The organism is Streptomyces sp. NPDC079141 (assembly GCF_040686775.1).
GTDB lineage: Bacteria > Actinomycetota > Actinomycetes > Streptomycetales > Streptomycetaceae > Streptomyces.
Genome location: NZ_JBFBLP010000014.1, coordinates 158,773 through 174,141, shown reverse-complemented (window position 1 = coordinate 174,141; position 15,369 = coordinate 158,773). Strand labels below are relative to the sequence as shown.

Here is a 15,369-nt window from a genome sequence, read left to right as displayed (position 1 = left end):
TGGCGCAGGGCAGGGGGAACGAGTGGACGAGATCGAGGTGGTCTCCGGGGAGCTGGTCGTCCCCCTCGGCGACCCCGCGGGCGCCCTCGCCGTCGGTCTCGCCCCGCTGGCGGCCGAGCTGGCCGGCGAGCGCCGTGACCTGGCCGTCGAACTGCGCCAGTGCTTCGCGGAACTGCGGATCTCAGTGCGGGGATACGCGGCCAAGCGACGCTACAAGCCGAGCAGTGTGAGCCGCTATCTGAGCGGTCACACGGTCGCGCCGGACCATTTCGTCGCCGCGCTGGTCGAGGACGTCGGCAGGAAACTCGGGCGCCCGATGTCTCTCGCGGCCCGCAACCGCCTGACGGACCTCCAGCGAGCGGCCCTGAAGACGGCCAACCCCCGTGCCTGGCAGGTGCAGGTCCTGGAGGACAAGCTGGCGGCGGCCGTCCAGGAGATGGAGGTGGCCAGGACCCAGGCCGACGCCCTGGCCACGGTCCTGCACACGGAGCGCGAGCGCTTCGCGGGGCTGGAGGCGGAGCGGCAGGAACTCGCCGCGACGGTGGCCGCCCAGCGGGCATCCGGCGCCGAGCTGGACGTGTTGCGCGCGGAGCAACACCGGGTGCGCGGCGAGAGGGACGCGCTGCGGCAGCGCGTCATCGACCTGGAAGCCGCGCTGGCCGCGGCCGAGCAGCGTGTTGCGCTGGCCGAGCAACGCTGCGCGGATCTGGAACAGCATCTGCTCGCCGCGGACGAGGCGGCGACAGCGGAGGAGACCGGGGCCAGGCTGCGGGCCGAGAGGGACCGGGCCCGGCAGGAGGCGGAGCTCAACAGCCTCCGCGCGGAGGTGGACCGGCTCAGGGCAGCCGACCGGCAGGCTCGCGGGGCGCCCTCTCCGGCCCCCCGTCGTGACGCGGCGAGCGACCGGTCGGCAGGGGCCGACGCCGCCCCCGCCCGTCCGCAGCCACCGAGCCTCGTCTCCGGTGTCATGGTCGTCTACCCCGGCTTTCACCGGGCCTGGGCGGCATGGATCGCGTACTGCCTGGAGCGTCACGGCCACCGCGTCAGCCTTCAGCGCTGGAACCCGCGCGACGACGTTCCGCTGGAGGAAGCGCTCGGCGATCTGCTCATGCCCGGCGGCCGGGTGCTGCTGGTTCTCAACGACTGGTTCTTCGAACTCGGCGTCCGCCCCGCCGGCGAGTGGAACGACGTCCTGCGCGGCTTCGTGGCCGAGCACGCCCACCGTTTCGCCGCCGTCAACCTCACAAACCGGTCGCTCCCGTCCGCCACCGCGGTCCTGGAGCCGGCCAACCTGTGGGGGCTGAGCGAGGCGGCCGCCGAGGAGCGTCTGCTCAACCGCCTCGAACTGCCGCGCCGCCGTACCCCGTTGACCCTGTCCGCACGGGTCCGCTACCCGGAGACGCGCTGCGAGATCTGGGGCGAGGTCCCGCGCCGCAACCCCCGGTTCACCGGCCGCGACGAACTGCTCAACGACCTTCATCAGCTCCTCGTCGACGCGGAGCCCGGCACCGCCGTCTGCGCCCTGCTGGGCATGTCCGGCATCGGCAAGACCCACATCGCCGCCGAGTACGCCCACCGCTTCAGCAGCGATTACGACGTGGTGTGGTGGGTCAGTTCGGACGACCGCGCCATCCAGCGCGATCGGCTGGGTGAGCTTGCCGTGGAGCTCGGCCTGCGGGTGGGCAGCGAGCCCGGCGAACGCGTCCGAGCCGTCAGGGACGCCCTGCGCCGCGGGCAGCCGTACTCCAACTGGCTGCTGATCTTCGACGGCTGGGACATTCCCCAGGCCGCGGGTGCCCTGCTTCCCCAGGGCACCGGCCACGTCCTGATCACATCCCGGAACCGGGCCTGGAGCGAGCATGCCGACATGCTCGAAGTCCCCGCCTTCCTTCGCGGGGAGTCCACCGCCTATCTGATGCGTCGCGCGCCCCACATCACCACGCACGAGGCCGACGTGATCGCCGCCGAGTTCGGTGACGTACCGCTGCCGGTCGTCCAGGCGGCCGCCTGGCTGGGCGAGTCGCACATGGAGGCGCACGAATACCTGAGCATGGTCCGCGAACGCAGGCTGTCCATCGTGGACGAGCCCGTGACCGGTCAGGGCTTCCCGGAGGCGTCCCTGACCTCCTGGTCGATCCTGCTCAACCGGCTCCGGCAGGACCAGCCGCGGGCCGTCGACGTCCTCGGCCTGTGCACGTTCTTCGCGCCCGGGCGCATCCCCCTCGGGCTCGTCCGCGCCCATCCGGACGTGGAACTCCCCGAGGAACTGCGCTGGATGACGACCGACGAGCTCGCCTGGAACCAGGCCCTGGACACCCTGGTCGCGTACTCGATCCTCACGCGCGAAACCACCGATTTCGGCGGCATCGAGAGAGGGCCGTCGCAGGGTGCGGTCCGCATGCACCGGCTGGTCCACGACATCGTGTCCAGGCTGATCAGTGACGAGAGCCGCCTCCACCACCGTGCGGCCGTCCTCAGCCTGCTCGCGGCGGCCGACCCCAAGAACCCGGCAGACAGCAGGAGCTGGCTTGCATACGCGGAGCTGCTGCCGCATCTGGAAGCCTCCGGGGCGTTGGACAGCTCCCTGCCCGCGGTGCAGGAGACGGTTCTCAACTGCCTTCGGTACTGCCTGGCCGGCGGAGAGTACGGGGAGGGCGCACGACTGGCCGAACGGATTCGGGACCGCTGGGCGGGCCTCATGTCCCCGCTCAGCCGGCCCATGCTCGACCTGACGGACCAGCAGTGCGGCATCCTGCGTGCCGACGGCAGGTTCCGTGAGGCGTACGAAGCAGGGAGCGGCCTCCTGACGATCCTCCAGGAGGATCCCCGGCGCCGGCCGATCGACGAACTCATGATCCAGACCGGTGTGGCAGCCGATCTGCGTCACTTCGGCCGGTACCAGGAGGCCCACGATCTGCAGAGCGAGGTCCTCGGCAGACTCGGCCGGCTGCTCGGCCCGGACGAGGCCCCCACGCTGGCCGCCCGGCACCACCTCGGCATCGGCCTGCGGCTCCTCGGCCGGTACAGGGAGGCGTACGAACTCGACACGGAGACCTCGGCCAGGCGGCAACACGTCCTGGGCGCCCGCCACATGAGCACGCTCGACTCGGGCACCGCCGTCAGCCACGGACTGCGGCTGCTGGGCCGCTACCGCGAGGCGCTTGCCCACCAGGAGCCGCTCGTCCGGCTCCATACGCAGGTACTCGGCCACCAGCACCCCCAGACACTGGCGGCCCGCGCCGAGCTGGCCATGAGCATGCGGTACGAGGGCGGCCGCACCCCGGACATGTGGCCGACCATGGTGAGCCTCCTGGAACAGCTGATCCTGGCGCACGGCCGGGAGCACCATCGCACCCTGGCCTTCCTCACGGTCCACGGCAACTTCCTGCGCGAGCACGGCGATCTGCACCAGGCCCGCGAGCTCGTCGACGAGGCCGAGTCCGGGTACCGCCAACTCCTCGGCGCGGCCCACCCGGTCGCCACCGGCATGGTGTCCAACAGCGGCCTCGTGAGGCAGGCCATGGGGGAGCGGGCCGAGGCCATGTCACTGTTCGAGGCCGGGCTCGCGGGTCTCACGGCAGCGCTCGGCGTGGACCACCCCTGGGCGCTCGGCTGCGCGCTCAACGCCGCCGGTGCGCGCAACCTCAACGGCCGTATCGAGGAGGCCGTGGAGCTGAGCCGGGACACCCTGCGCCGGGCCCGGCAGGCGCTGGGCGAGGAGCACCCCTTCACGCTGTCCTGCCAGGTCGCGCTCGCCTCCGACCTGCGGGCGGCGCGGGAGCAGGTGGCGGCCGGCCGGATGGAGGAGGACGGCATCCTCGGGCTGACCCGTGGGCTGGGTGCCCAGCACCCGCTCACGATCGCCGCCCGTCAACGCACGCGGCCCTACTGGGACTTCGAGCCGTTCCTGGGCTGACCCCAAGACGAAGGGGCTCGGTGCAGGCCTTCCGGCCGGGCACCGGGCCCCTTCGTACCGATGTCGAGGACTACGCCTCGAACACCTCACGCACCAGCTGCTCCTGCTCGGCCTGGTGCCGCTTCGCGGAACCGACCGCCGGGGACGAGCCGTGCGGGCGAGAGATGCGGCGCAGACGCTCGCCGTGCGGGACGTCCGCACCGACCGCCAGGTCCAGGTGGTCGATGAGGTTCAGGGCGATGAACGGCCACGCACCCTGGTTCGCCGGCTCCTCCTGGGCCCACAGGTACTTCTCGGCGTTCGGGTACTTGGCGATCTCGGCCTGGAGCTCGGCACCCGGCAGCGGGTACAGGCGCTCGATGCGGATAATCGCCGTCGCGGCAGCTGCAGCGTCCGTCACGCCGCGCTTCTGACGCTCGGCTTCGAGGTCGTAGTAGACCTTGCCCGCGCAGAAGACGACCTTCTTCACGGCCGCCGGGTCCACCGACGCGTCGCCGATGACCGGGCGGAACTGGCCCGTCGTGAACTCCTCCGCCTTCGACGCCGCGGCCTTCAGACGCAGCATCGACTTCGGGGTGAAGACGACCAGCGGCTTGTGGTGCGGGTTGTGCACCTGCCACCGCAGGAGGTGGAAGTAGTTCGACGGGGACGTCGGCATCGCGACCGTCATGTTGTTCTGGGCGCAGAGCTGGAGGAACCGCTCCGGGCGCGCGGACGAGTGGTCCGGGCCCTGGCCCTCGTAGCCGTGCGGGAGGAGCAGGGTGACGCCGGACGTCTGGCCCCACTTCTGCTCCGCCGACGAGATGAACTCGTCCACGACCGTCTGGGCGCCGTTGACGAAGTCGCCGAACTGCGCCTCCCACATCACCAGGGACTCGGGGCGGGCCAGCGAGTAGCCGTACTCGAAGCCCATCGCCGCGTACTCGGAGAGCAGGGAGTTGTAGACGTTCAGGCGCGCCTGCTCCTCGGAGAGGTACATCAGCGGCGTGAACTCGTCGCCCGTCTCACGGTCGATGATCACCGCGTGGCGCTGGCCGAACGTGCCGCGCTGGGAGTCCTGGCCGGCGAGGCGGACCGGGACGCCCTCCAGGAGCAGCGAACCGACGGCCAGGGTCTCGCCCATGCCCCAGTCGATCGTGCCGTCCTCGACCATCGTCGCCCGGCGCTGCAGCTGCGGCAGCAGACGCGGGTGGACGGTGATGCTGTCCGGGACGTTGACCTGGGACTCGGCGATCCGCTTGACGACCTCGGCGGAGACCGAGGTGTTCACGGCGACCGGGAACTCGGCCTGCGGCTCCGAGGGCTCGACCGAAGCCGGCTGCGAGGTGGCCTCGCGGACCTCGGTGAAGACCTTCTCCAGCTGGCCCTGGTAGTCCTGCAGCGCCTGCTCGGCCTCTTCCAGGGTGATGTCGCCGCGACCGATCAGGGACTCGGTGTAGAGCTTGCGCACCGAGCGCTTCTTGTCGATCAGGTCGTACATCAGCGGCTGGGTGAAGGCCGGGTTGTCCGACTCGTTGTGACCGCGGCGGCGGTAGCAGATGAGGTCGATCACCACGTCCTTGTTGAACGCCTGGCGGAACTCGAAGGCGAGCCGCGCGACGCGGACCACGGCCTCCGGGTCGTCGCCGTTCACGTGGAAGATCGGGGCCTCGATCATGCGGGCCACGTCCGTCGCGTACATGGAGGAACGCGAGGACTCGGGGGCCGCGGTGAAGCCGACCTGGTTGTTGATGACGATGTGGACCGTGCCGCCGGTGCGGTAGCCGCGCAGCTGCGACATGTTCAGGGTCTCGGCCACCACGCCCTGGCCCGCGAAGGCCGCGTCGCCGTGGATCGCCACCGGCAGGACGGTGAAGTCCGTGCCGCCCTTGTTGATGATGTCCTGCTTGGCGCGCGCGACGCCCTCCAGGACCGGGTCCACGGCCTCCAGGTGCGAGGGGTTCGCGACCAGGCTGACCTTGATCTGCTCGCCGTCCAGGCCCGTGAAGGTGCCGTCGGCGCCCAGGTGGTACTTCACGTCGCCGGAGCCGTGCATCGACTTCGGGTCGAGGTTGCCCTCGAACTCGCGGAAGATCTGGGCGTACGACTTGCCGACGATGTTGGCGAGGACGTTCAGCCGGCCGCGGTGGGCCATGCCGATGACGACCTCGTCCAGGCGGGACTCGGCGGCGGAGTCGATGACCGCGTCCAGCAGCGGGATGACGGACTCGCCGCCCTCCAGGGAGAAGCGCTTCTGGCCGACGTACTTCGTCTGCAGGAAGGTCTCGAAGGCCTCGGCGGCGTTCAGACGGCGCAGGATGCGCAGCTGCTCCTCGCGCTCCGGCTTGGAGTGCGCGCGCTCCACGCGGTCCTGGATCCACTTGCGCTGCTTCGGGTCCTGGATGTGCATGAACTCGATGCCGGTGGTGCGGCAGTACGAGTCGCGCAGCACGCCGAGGATGTCGCGCAGCCGCATCATCGACTTGCCGGCGAAGCCGCCGACGGCGAACTCGCGCTCCAGGTCCCACAGGGTGAGGCCGTGCTCGACGATGTCCAGGTCGGGGTGCTTGCGCTGGCGGTACTCCAGCGGGTCGGTGTCGGCCATGACGTGGCCGCGGACCCGGTAGGAGTGGATCAGCTCGAAGACGCGGGCGGCCTTCGTCACGTCGTCGTCGTGCGACGCGTCGATGTCCTTCAGCCAGCGGACCGGCTCGTACGGAATCCGCAGCGACTCGAAGATCTCGTCGTAGAAGTTGCTCTCGCCGAGCAGGAGGTTCGCGACGATCCGCAGGAACTCGCCGGAGGCGGCGCCCTGGATGACCCGGTGGTCGTAGGTCGACGTGAGCGTCATGACCTTCGAGATGCCGAGCTTGTTCAGGGTGTCCTGGGAGGTGCCCTGGAACTCCGCCGGGTAGTCCATGGAGCCGACGCCCATGATCACCGACTGGCCGGGCATCAGACGCGGCACGGAGTGCACGGTGCCGAGGCCGCCGGGGTTGGTCAGGGAGACCGTCACGCCGGTGAAGTCGTCCATGCCCAGCTTGCCGTCACGGGCGCGGCGGACGATGTCCTCGTAGGCCTGCCAGAACTCGAAGAAGTTCAGGGTCTCGGCCTTCTTGATGCCCGCGACCACGAGCTGGCGGTCGCCGTTGGGCTTGACCAGGTCGATGGCGAGGCCGAAGTTGATGTGCTCCGGCTTGACCAGGGTCGGCTTGCCGTCCTTCTCCGCGAAGGAGTAGTTCATCGACGGCATGGCCTTGATGGCCTGCACCATCGCGTAGCCGATCAGGTGCGTGAAGGAGATCTTCCCGCCCCGGGCGCGCTTGAGGTGGTTGTTGATGACGATGCGGTTGTCGAACAGCAGCTTCACCGGGACGGCGCGCACGGACGTGGCCGTGGGCACCTCCAGCGAGGCGTTCATGTTCTTCGCGACCGCGGCGGCCGGGCCGCGCAGCGTCACCAGCTCGGGGCCCTGCGGGGCCGCGGCGGCGGGCGCGGGCTGCGCGGCCGGCTTGGCGGCGGCGGGCTTCGCCGGGGCCGGAGCCGGGGCGGCGGCCTGTGCGGGAGCCGCGGCCACGGGCTTCGGAGCCGCGGGAGCCGGTGCGGGCACCGCCGGAGCCGCGGGCGCGGCCGGGGCGGCGGCGGGGGCCGCCGGAGCCGGGGCCGGCGCGGCAGGCGCGGAGGCGGCGGGCGCCCCCGGCTTGTAGTCGGCGAAGAAGTCCCACCAGGCTCGGTCTACCGAGTTCGGGTCCTGGAGGTACTGCTGATAGATCTCGTCGACGAGCCACTCATTGGGGCCGAACGCGGCCGCGGGGTTCTTGCCCGCTTGGTCGGTGTCGGTCGAGATGCTCGATGAGTTACTGGGGGACTGTGGCGACACGGCGGCAACCGCCCTCTTCCGCTTCACAAGGTGATGGACAGCGGGAATAAAGGCTACGCCTCCATGACCGTGAAGGTCAGTCCGGGCCCGTTCATCGTCGCGTAAGTCACATCGGAAAGCGTGTTTCGGGCTGGGAAATGGCGGGAAACAAGCGTGGTTCCGGTGTCTGAGGGATGCGCCGATCGGGACCCGGCGCACCGAAGGCGCGGGCCTCTGCCTGATCACACGTGTCCGGCTGCCCGAACGCCCGTGGATCTTGGAGCTCCGCTTCGAACTTTACGTCAACTCGGCAGAGAAGGCAGTCCTGGAAGAGTGACAAGAATCCGGCAACCCCGCTCGGATTCGGCCACTCCGATCCTGCCGCCGTGCAGATCGACGGCCCAGCGCGCGATCGCCAGGCCCAGACCCGTGCCGCCGTCGCTGCCCGGCCCGTGCGGCGCGCTCACGGCGCCCCGGTTGAACCGCTCGAAGACCCGGTGCCACTCCGACTTCGGAATGCCCGGTCCCTCGTCCAGAACCTCCAGCTCCAGCGACTCCGGGAGGTCCCCGCGCCGGGCCCTGACCGTCACCCGGCCGTGGGCCGGACTGTGCTTGACCGCGTTGTCGATGAGGTTCGCCACGACCTGGTGGATGCGCTCGGGGTCCGCGTGCGCGGTCAGCTCCGGCGGCGAGACGTCGAGGTGCAGATGGACGTCCGTACGCGTGTGACTGCCGGATCCGGAACCAATGGCTGCGCGCGCGGAAGCGACCATGTTGGCCTCCTTCAGCACGCCCGACAGATACGGCCACACCTCGAAGCGGCGCCTGCGCAGCGGGACCACGCCGTTGTCCAGCCGGGACAGGTCCAGCAGCGTCTCCACCAGCCGGCCCAGCCGCTCGGTCTGCTTCAGCGCCGTGCGCATCGTCTCGGGGTCGGCCTCGGTGACGCCGTCGACGATGTTCTCCAGCACCGCCCGCAGGCCCGCGATGGGCGTGCGCAGCTCGTGCGAGACGTTCGCGACCAGCTCCTTGCGCTGCTGGTCCTGGGCCTCCAGCTCGTCCGCCATGCGGTTGATCGTCTCGGCCAGGTCGCCCAGCTCGTCCCGGCGGTTCTCGCGCACCCGGCGCGTGTAGTCGCCGTGCGAGATGGACCGGGCCACCGCGTTCATCTCGTCCAGCGGGGCGGTCAGCGAGTGCGCCACGAACTGCGTGATCAGCAGCGTGGCGATCATCGAGAAGACCGTGATGAAGCGCAGCTCCGTCTCGGTGCGCACCGCGATCATCAGCAGACCGGTGGTGATCAGCACCGAGACGACGACGAGCGCGCCCAGCTTGGTCTTGACCGAGAACGGACGTACGCCGCCCCAGGGCTCCCCGGGGCCTCTCCGCGCGGCCGGCCCGCCGCTCATGGCGTCGGGGTCTCCAGGGCGTAGCCCACGCCGTGCACCGTACGGATGCGCTCGGCACCGATCTTCCGGCGCAGCGCCTTGATGTGGCTGTCGACGGTGCGGGTGCCGGAGGCGTCCGCCCAGTCCCACACCTCCGCCAGCAGCTGCTCACGGGAGAGCACCGCGCGCGGGGTGTTCGCCAGGCACACCAGCAGATCGAACTCGGTGGGCGTGAGGTGGACGTCCTCGCTGCGCACCCGGACCCGGCGCTGTGCGTGGTCGATCTCCAGCTCGCCGAGCCGCAGGATGCCGCTGCGGGGCGTCGAGGCCGCGATCGCGGCCCGCTCCACCCGGCGCAGCAGCACGTGCACGCGTGCCGCCAGCTCCCGCATCGAGAACGGCTTGGTCATGTAGTCGTCGGCGCCGACACCGAGCCCAACCAGCATGTCGGTCTCGTCGTCGCGTGCCGTCAGCATCAGCACCGGCACCGGCCGCGCGGCCTGTACCCGACGGCAGACCTCCAGGCCGTCGAAGCCGGGCAGCATGATGTCGAGGATCAGCAGGTCGGGCTGCCAGGCCTCCGCCGTGTCGACGGCCGCCGGCCCGTCGCCCGCGGTCTGCACGAGGAATCCCTCGGCGCGCAGGCGGGCCGCGATGGCGTCCACGATGGTCTGATCGTCCTCGACCACCAGGACCCGGCGCTGTGCGCCGGGGGTCGCCGCCGTGCCGTTGTGGGAGGTGTGTGTCTGCTCCATCGCCCGCCCCTGAAGTTGCTTTCCGGAATCCGTGGGGTGATCCGTTTGTCTGGCACATGCCTTCGCATGCTTGCGATTGACGCTTGAATGATCCGCGCCAGGGAAGCAGAGTACGGGGAGTCACCGCAGCTCGGCTATCCAGGTCCGACGGCGAGGTGCACGACGTCCGGAACGCCCCGGGCAACGGGGATCTCTTCGGTACGCACCTGATTGAACCCGGCATTCCGCAAGGTTTCTTCGAATTCCGGAGAGGGCTGTGCGGACCATACGGCGAGCACCCCGCCGGGCCTCAACACCCTTGCGCAGCTTGCCAGTCCGGCCTTCGAGTACAGCCCGTGATTTCCCTCGGTGACGGTCCAGTCGGGGCCGTTGTCGATGTCGAGACACAGCGCGTCGAACGTGTCGCATGTCTCATTGACGTATCTGACCAGGTCCGTTTCGAGAATCTCGGTGCGCGGGTCGGCCAGGGCCGTGGCGGAGATGGCGGAGAGCGGGCCGGCGAGATGCCAGTCGATGACGGCGTGTTCGCGTTCGACGACCACGATCCGGCCCCAACGGGGGTTCGCCGCGGCGTGTGCGAGCGAGAACCCCACTCCGAGCCCGCCGATGAGCACACTCGGCGCGGGCCGCTCGTCGAGGGCGTCGAGCGCCGCGTCGATCAGCCGGCGTTCCGACCGCCCGTCGGAGGTGTCCATCAGGAAGCAGCCGTTGGCGATGATCTGGAGCAGCTCGCCGTGCCGTCGCAGCACGACCTCGCCGTGCGGACCCTCGCGACGGTCCAGGACCTCGGGAATGTCGTTGGAGGTGGGCATCGGTCCATCCTGGCAGGTCGGCGGAGTTGTCACAGGGTTTTGTCCGTCGGCCCGGTCCGGCGGGGCCCCTAGGAGCGCCTCGCCGCCGCCAGGTTCCGCGCCAACCCCTCGATGCCCAGTCGGCGTTCCTGGCCGGCGTCCGCCCGATGGAGCAGGTTCGTCAGCTGGTACGGGTCGGCGTGCAGGTCGTAGTACTCGCGGAAGAGGACCTTTCCGTCGCCCTTCGTCGGCCGGCCGCGGTCGTCGAGGCGGGTGCGGTAGTACTCGGTGTACTGCTCCGCCTTGCCGATCAACGAGGCCCAGCTGTGGATCGGCTGTTGGTCCTGCTGGTTCCACCACCACTCGGCCAGCAGATGCTCCCGGTCGTTGCGGGGGTTCAGGAGCGAGTGGCCGTCGTGCCCCGGATCGGGCGGCAGGCCTGCCGCGTCGAGGAACGTGGGCGCGATGTCGACGAGCCCGGTGAGCCGGTCGTCGCCACGGGCCCCGTCGAGCCCCCGCGCGGGCCAGGACAGCCGGAAGGGCACCTCCAGACTCGGGCGGTACGGCACCGACTTGCGCAGCCAGCCGTGGTCGCCCCAGCACAGGCCGTGGTCGCTGGTGAACAGCACCAGCGTGTTCTCCAGCTGGCCGAGCGCCCGCAACTTGTCACGGAAGTCGCGCATCGCGTCGTCCACCGAGAGCAGCGTGCGCAACTGGCGTGCGCGCAGCGCCTTTCCCTGGGCGAAGGAGTTCCGGGACGCGCGCAGGAAGGGAGGCTTGTCCGCCTTGCTCGTCTCGAACACCGACGGCCTGCCCTCCCAGTCGGGCACGCGCGCGCGTGCGTACCGCCGCTCCGGGATGTTCACCTCGTGCGCCGAGCGGGTGGCGACGTACGCGAACCAGGGCCGTTCATCGACGCGGGAGGCGTCGATGAAGTCGAGGGCGCGGTCCTTGATGACCGTCGTGTTGTAGCCGGGGATGTTCCGGACGGTTCCGTTGTCGTTGTAGTGGCCGTCGTAGTAACTGACCGGCTCCTGGAGGAGCCACTCGTCGAAGTGCGGCGGCTTCTGCCCGGTGGGCCAGAAGTTGAGGTACTTGCCGAACAGGCCGGTGCGGTAACCGGCTTCGTGCAGCCGGCGTTGCACCGTCGTGCGCTGGTCCAGGTGGTGCGGGTGCCGGGTGTCGAGCAGACCGTGGTGGTGGGCGTGCCGGCCCGACATGACCGAGGCCCGGGACGGCGCGCACAGCGGGGTGTTGGCGTGCGCCCGCCCGAAGGTGACGCCGTTCCCGCCGAGCCAGTCGACGGTCTGCCGCAGCGCCCAGTCCGTCTCCTTCGGCTGGTCGTCGGTGAGGACCAGCAGGATGTTGGGCCGGTCGTCGGATCGGGCGCGGCGGCGCGGGGTCGGTGCGGCCGTCGGGCTCGGGGCGGGCGAGGGGGCCCGGCTCGCGACCGGAACCGCCGTACGCGCGGGGGTGGTCGGGCCCGCCGTACGGGACCCGCCTCCGCCACCGTCGCCGCGTACGGCGTTCGTGACGAGCGGGATCGCGGCCCCCGTCGCCGCCACCACGCCGCCCGCGATCAGCGCGCGCCGTGCCGGCCCCCGCCGTTGTCCTTCGGTCATGTGCTTCCCCAAGTCCCCGTGCATCCCGTGCAGCTCACCATGGTTGCAGGCTGTGAGCGGGCCAGCAGTTTGCGGTGGTTTCCTGTGAACCGCGTTGCGGGAACGTCTCGGGAACCTTGCGGCTCCACTGCGGGACCGGGGCCGGGCTCCAGACGTACGGCGTCGTCGTGGTCACCGCCGTGAGGCCCGGGCGGCGCAGGATGGGCGCCCTGTCGTCGGAGGCGTCGACGTGACGCGGACGCGGTGGCGATCCGCCCGATCAGGTCGTCGGCGATCCAGCTCCGGTCCTCGCCCCGGCCGGTGGACGAGATCGGCCGGGGCGTCATGGGCCCGCGTCTTCCACTCCACCGCCACTCCACCGCCTCGCCGCGGGCCGCGAAGTAGTCGCGCGGAGAAGGATTTCTGTCTCTGTCACGTTGGTGACGGTGGGGGAGGGGTGGCCCCAGGGCAGCCGGTTTTGTGAAACCCCAGGTCACAGGCGGCGACAGCGCTGATCGCTCACAGCGAACGGCGGCCGGGGAACATTCATGCGCCGTCATGCATTGAGTCGGCATAACTCAACTTGACTGCCGAAGGGGAGATCATGGCTTCGACGTCCACACCGCTCACCCTGCCTGTTCTGCCGCTCGACGACGAGGTCGTGCTGCCCGGAATGGTGGTCCCTCTCGATCTGAACGACGCCGATGTACGCGCCGCGGTCGAGGCCGCCCAGGCCGCCGCCCGCTCGGAACCCGGGAAGCCGAAGGTGCTCCTGGTACCGCGCATCGACGGGGCCTACGCGAGCACCGGTGTGCTCGGCACCGTCGAGCAGGTCGGCCGGCTCGCCGACGGTGACCCGGGCGCGCTGATCCGCGGCCGCGGCCGGGTGCGCATCGGCTCCGGGACGACCGGCCCGGGTGCGGCGCTCTGGGTCGAGGCCACGCGGATCGACGAGAGCGTGCCCGAGCCGCTGCCCGGCCAGGTCGCCGACCTGGTCAAGGAGTACAAGGCCCTCGCCACCGCCTGGCTGCGCAAGCGCGGCGCCTGGCAGGTCGTGGACCGGGTGCAGGCCATCGACGATGTCTCCGCCCTTGCCGACAACTCCGGTTACTCGCCCTTCCTGACCACCGAGCAGAAGGTGGAACTGCTGGAGACCGCCGACCCGGTCGCCCGCCTCAGGCTCGCCGCCCAGCAACTGCGCGACCACCTCGCCGAGCAGGACGTCGCCGAGACCATCGCCAAGGACGTCCAGGAGGGCGTGGACAAGCAGCAGCGCGAGTTCCTGCTGCGCCGCCAGCTGGAGGCCGTCCGCAAGGAACTGCGCGAGCTGAACGGCGAGGCGGAGGGCGAGGAGTCCGACGACTACCGCGCCCGCGTCGAGGCCGCCGACCTGCCCGAGAAGGTCCGCGAGGCGGCCCTGAAGGAGGTCGACAAGCTGGAGCGGTCCAGCGACCAGTCCCCCGAGGGCTCCTGGATCCGCACCTGGCTGGACACCGTTCTCGAACTGCCGTGGAACGAGCGGACCGAGGACGCCTACGACATCCAGGGCGCCAAGTCCGTCCTCGACGCCGAGCACGCGGGCCTGGAGGACGTGAAGGAGCGGATCACCGAGTACCTGGCGGTGCGCAAGCGCCGTAACGACCGCGGCCTGGGTGTCGTCGGCGGCCGGCGCGGCGGCGCCGTACTCGCCCTCGTCGGCCCGCCCGGCGTCGGCAAGACCTCGCTCGGCGAGTCCGTCGCCCACGCCATGGGCCGCAAGTTCGTCCGCGTCGCCCTCGGCGGCGTCCGCGACGAGGCGGAGATCCGTGGCCACCGGCGCACCTACGTCGGCGCGCTGCCCGGCCGTATCGTCCGTGCGATCAAGGAGGCCGGGTCGATGAACCCGGTGGTCCTGCTGGACGAGATCGACAAGGTCGGCTCCGACTTCCGCGGCGACCCCGCGGCCGCCCTGCTGGAGGTCCTGGACCCGGCGCAGAACCACACCTTCCGCGACCACTACCTGGAGGTCGAACTCGACCTGTCGGACGTGGTCTTCCTGGCCACCGCCAACGTCCTGGAGGCCATCCCGGAGGCCCTGCTCGACCGTATGGAGCTGGTCCGCCTCGACGGCTACACCGAGGACGAGAAGGTCGTCATCGCCCGTGACCACCTGCTCCCGCGCCAGCTGGAGCGCGCGGGCCTGGACAAGGACGAGGTCACCCTCGACGAGAGCGCGCTGCGCAAGCTGGCCGGCGAGTACACGCGCGAGGCGGGCGTCCGCACCCTGGAGCGCTCGATCGCCCGGCTGCTCCGCAAGGTCGCGGCCCAGCACGAACTGGGCGAGCGGAAGCTGCCGTTCACCATCACGGACGGCGATCTGCGGGACCTGATCGGACGCCCGCACCACGTGCCCGAGTCCGCGCAGGACCCGGCGGAGCGCCGTACGGCGGTCCCGGGTGTGGCGACCGGCCTCGCGGTCACCGGAGCCGGCGGTGATGTCCTGTTCGTCGAGGCGTCGCTGGCCGACCCGGAGACGGGCGCGGCGGGCCTGACGCTGACCGGCCAGCTGGGCGACGTGATGAAGGAGAGCGCGCAGATCGCCCTGTCCTTCCTGCGCTCGCGCGGCGCCGAGCTCGAACTGCCGGTCGGCGACCTGAAGGACCGGGGCGTGCACATCCACTTCCCGGCGGGCGCGGTGCCGAAGGACGGCCCGAGCGCGGGCATCACGATGACGACGGCACTGGCGTCGCTGCTGTCCGGGCGGCTGGTCCGCACGGACGTGGCGATGACCGGCGAGGTCTCGCTGACCGGCCGGGTCCTGCCGATCGGCGGCGTGAAGCAGAAGCTCCTGGCCGCCCACCGGGCCGGCGTCACCACGGTGATCATCCCGAAGCGCAACGAGCCCGACCTGGACGACGTCCCGGCCGAGGTCCTGGCCAAGCTCGACGTCCACGCCGTGACGGACGTCCGCCAGGTCCTGGAACTGGCCCTGTCCCCGGCCGTGAACGGCGCGACGCAGGAGGTTCCGGTGGCGGCGTGACGGACGCCACCGGACGAAGGGAAGGCCCGGGCTCTCGTGAGGGAGGCCCGGGCCTTCGCCG

General features: G+C 70.8%; 7 protein-coding genes and 1 pseudogene. 2 read left to right on the top strand and 6 right to left on the bottom strand.

The genetic code is table 11. The features are described 5' to 3' along the window. Nucleotides 1-22 precede the first annotated feature (22 nt). Entirely contained in the window at nt 23-3,916 is a 3,894-nt protein-coding gene (fxsT, locus tag AB0Q90_RS31105; RefSeq protein ID WP_363161680.1) for an FxSxx-COOH system tetratricopeptide repeat protein, read from the top strand. Nucleotides 3,917-3,986: 70 nt separating this feature from the next. On the opposite strand, the gene AB0Q90_RS31100 is transcribed toward fxsT, so the two are convergent. From AB0Q90_RS31100 to AB0Q90_RS31075, 6 genes and pseudogenes are all read right to left on the bottom strand, one after another. Continuing rightward, nucleotides 3,987-7,775 (bottom strand): multifunctional oxoglutarate decarboxylase/oxoglutarate dehydrogenase thiamine pyrophosphate-binding subunit/dihydrolipoyllysine-residue succinyltransferase subunit, encoded by a 3,789-nt coding sequence (locus tag AB0Q90_RS31100; RefSeq protein WP_365733905.1) that lies wholly within the window; start codon nt 7,773-7,775, stop codon nt 3,987-3,989. Between the two features lie 281 nt (nt 7,776-8,056). Further along, nucleotides 8,057-9,163 (bottom strand): ATP-binding protein, encoded by a 1,107-nt coding sequence (locus tag AB0Q90_RS31095; protein WP_363163305.1) that lies wholly within the window; start codon nt 9,161-9,163, stop codon nt 8,057-8,059. Then, the gene (locus AB0Q90_RS31090) at nt 9,160-9,897 is read right to left on the bottom strand and encodes a response regulator transcription factor (RefSeq protein WP_363163304.1); all 738 of its coding nucleotides are present in this window, start codon (nt 9,895-9,897) and stop codon (nt 9,160-9,162) included. Before AB0Q90_RS31090 ends, AB0Q90_RS31095 begins: the two co-directional genes overlap by 4 nt. Before the next feature lie 134 nt (nt 9,898-10,031). Beyond that, a complete protein-coding gene (locus AB0Q90_RS31085) occupies nt 10,032-10,709 on the bottom strand; it encodes a spermidine synthase (protein WP_363163303.1) in 678 nt (225 codons plus the stop codon). 68 nt (nt 10,710-10,777) lie between these two features. Further along, entirely contained in the window at nt 10,778-12,310 is a 1,533-nt protein-coding gene (locus AB0Q90_RS31080; RefSeq protein WP_363163302.1) for a sulfatase, read from the bottom strand. Nucleotides 12,311-12,452: 142 nt separating this feature from the next. Continuing rightward, nucleotides 12,453-12,542 (bottom strand): annotated as a pseudogene (locus tag AB0Q90_RS31075) (GNAT family N-acetyltransferase); the annotation flags it as partial. A gap of 351 nt (nt 12,543-12,893) precedes the next feature. On the opposite strand from AB0Q90_RS31075, the gene lon reads away from it, so the two are divergent. Then, complete coding sequence (lon, locus tag AB0Q90_RS31070) at nt 12,894-15,308, top strand: endopeptidase La (protein ID WP_363163301.1); 2,415 nt, start codon at nt 12,894-12,896, stop codon at nt 15,306-15,308. Nucleotides 15,309-15,369: the final 61 nt, after the last annotated feature.

Bases quoted from the DNA above. Each gene is read 5' to 3' on its own strand.
- AB0Q90_RS31095 (WP_363163305.1), bottom strand. From the start codon at position 9,163: ATGAGCGGCGGGCCGGCCGCGCGGAGAGGCCCCGGGGAGCCCTGGGGC.
- AB0Q90_RS31090 (WP_363163304.1), bottom strand. From the start codon at position 9,897: ATGGAGCAGACACACACCTCCCACAACGGCACGGCGGCGACCCCCGGC.
- AB0Q90_RS31085 (WP_363163303.1), bottom strand. From the start codon at position 10,709: ATGCCCACCTCCAACGACATTCCCGAGGTCCTGGACCGTCGCGAGGGT.
- lon (WP_363163301.1), top strand. From the start codon at position 12,894: ATGGCTTCGACGTCCACACCGCTCACCCTGCCTGTTCTGCCGCTCGAC.
- AB0Q90_RS31080 (WP_363163302.1), bottom strand. From the start codon at position 12,310: ATGACCGAAGGACAACGGCGGGGGCCGGCACGGCGCGCGCTGATCGCG.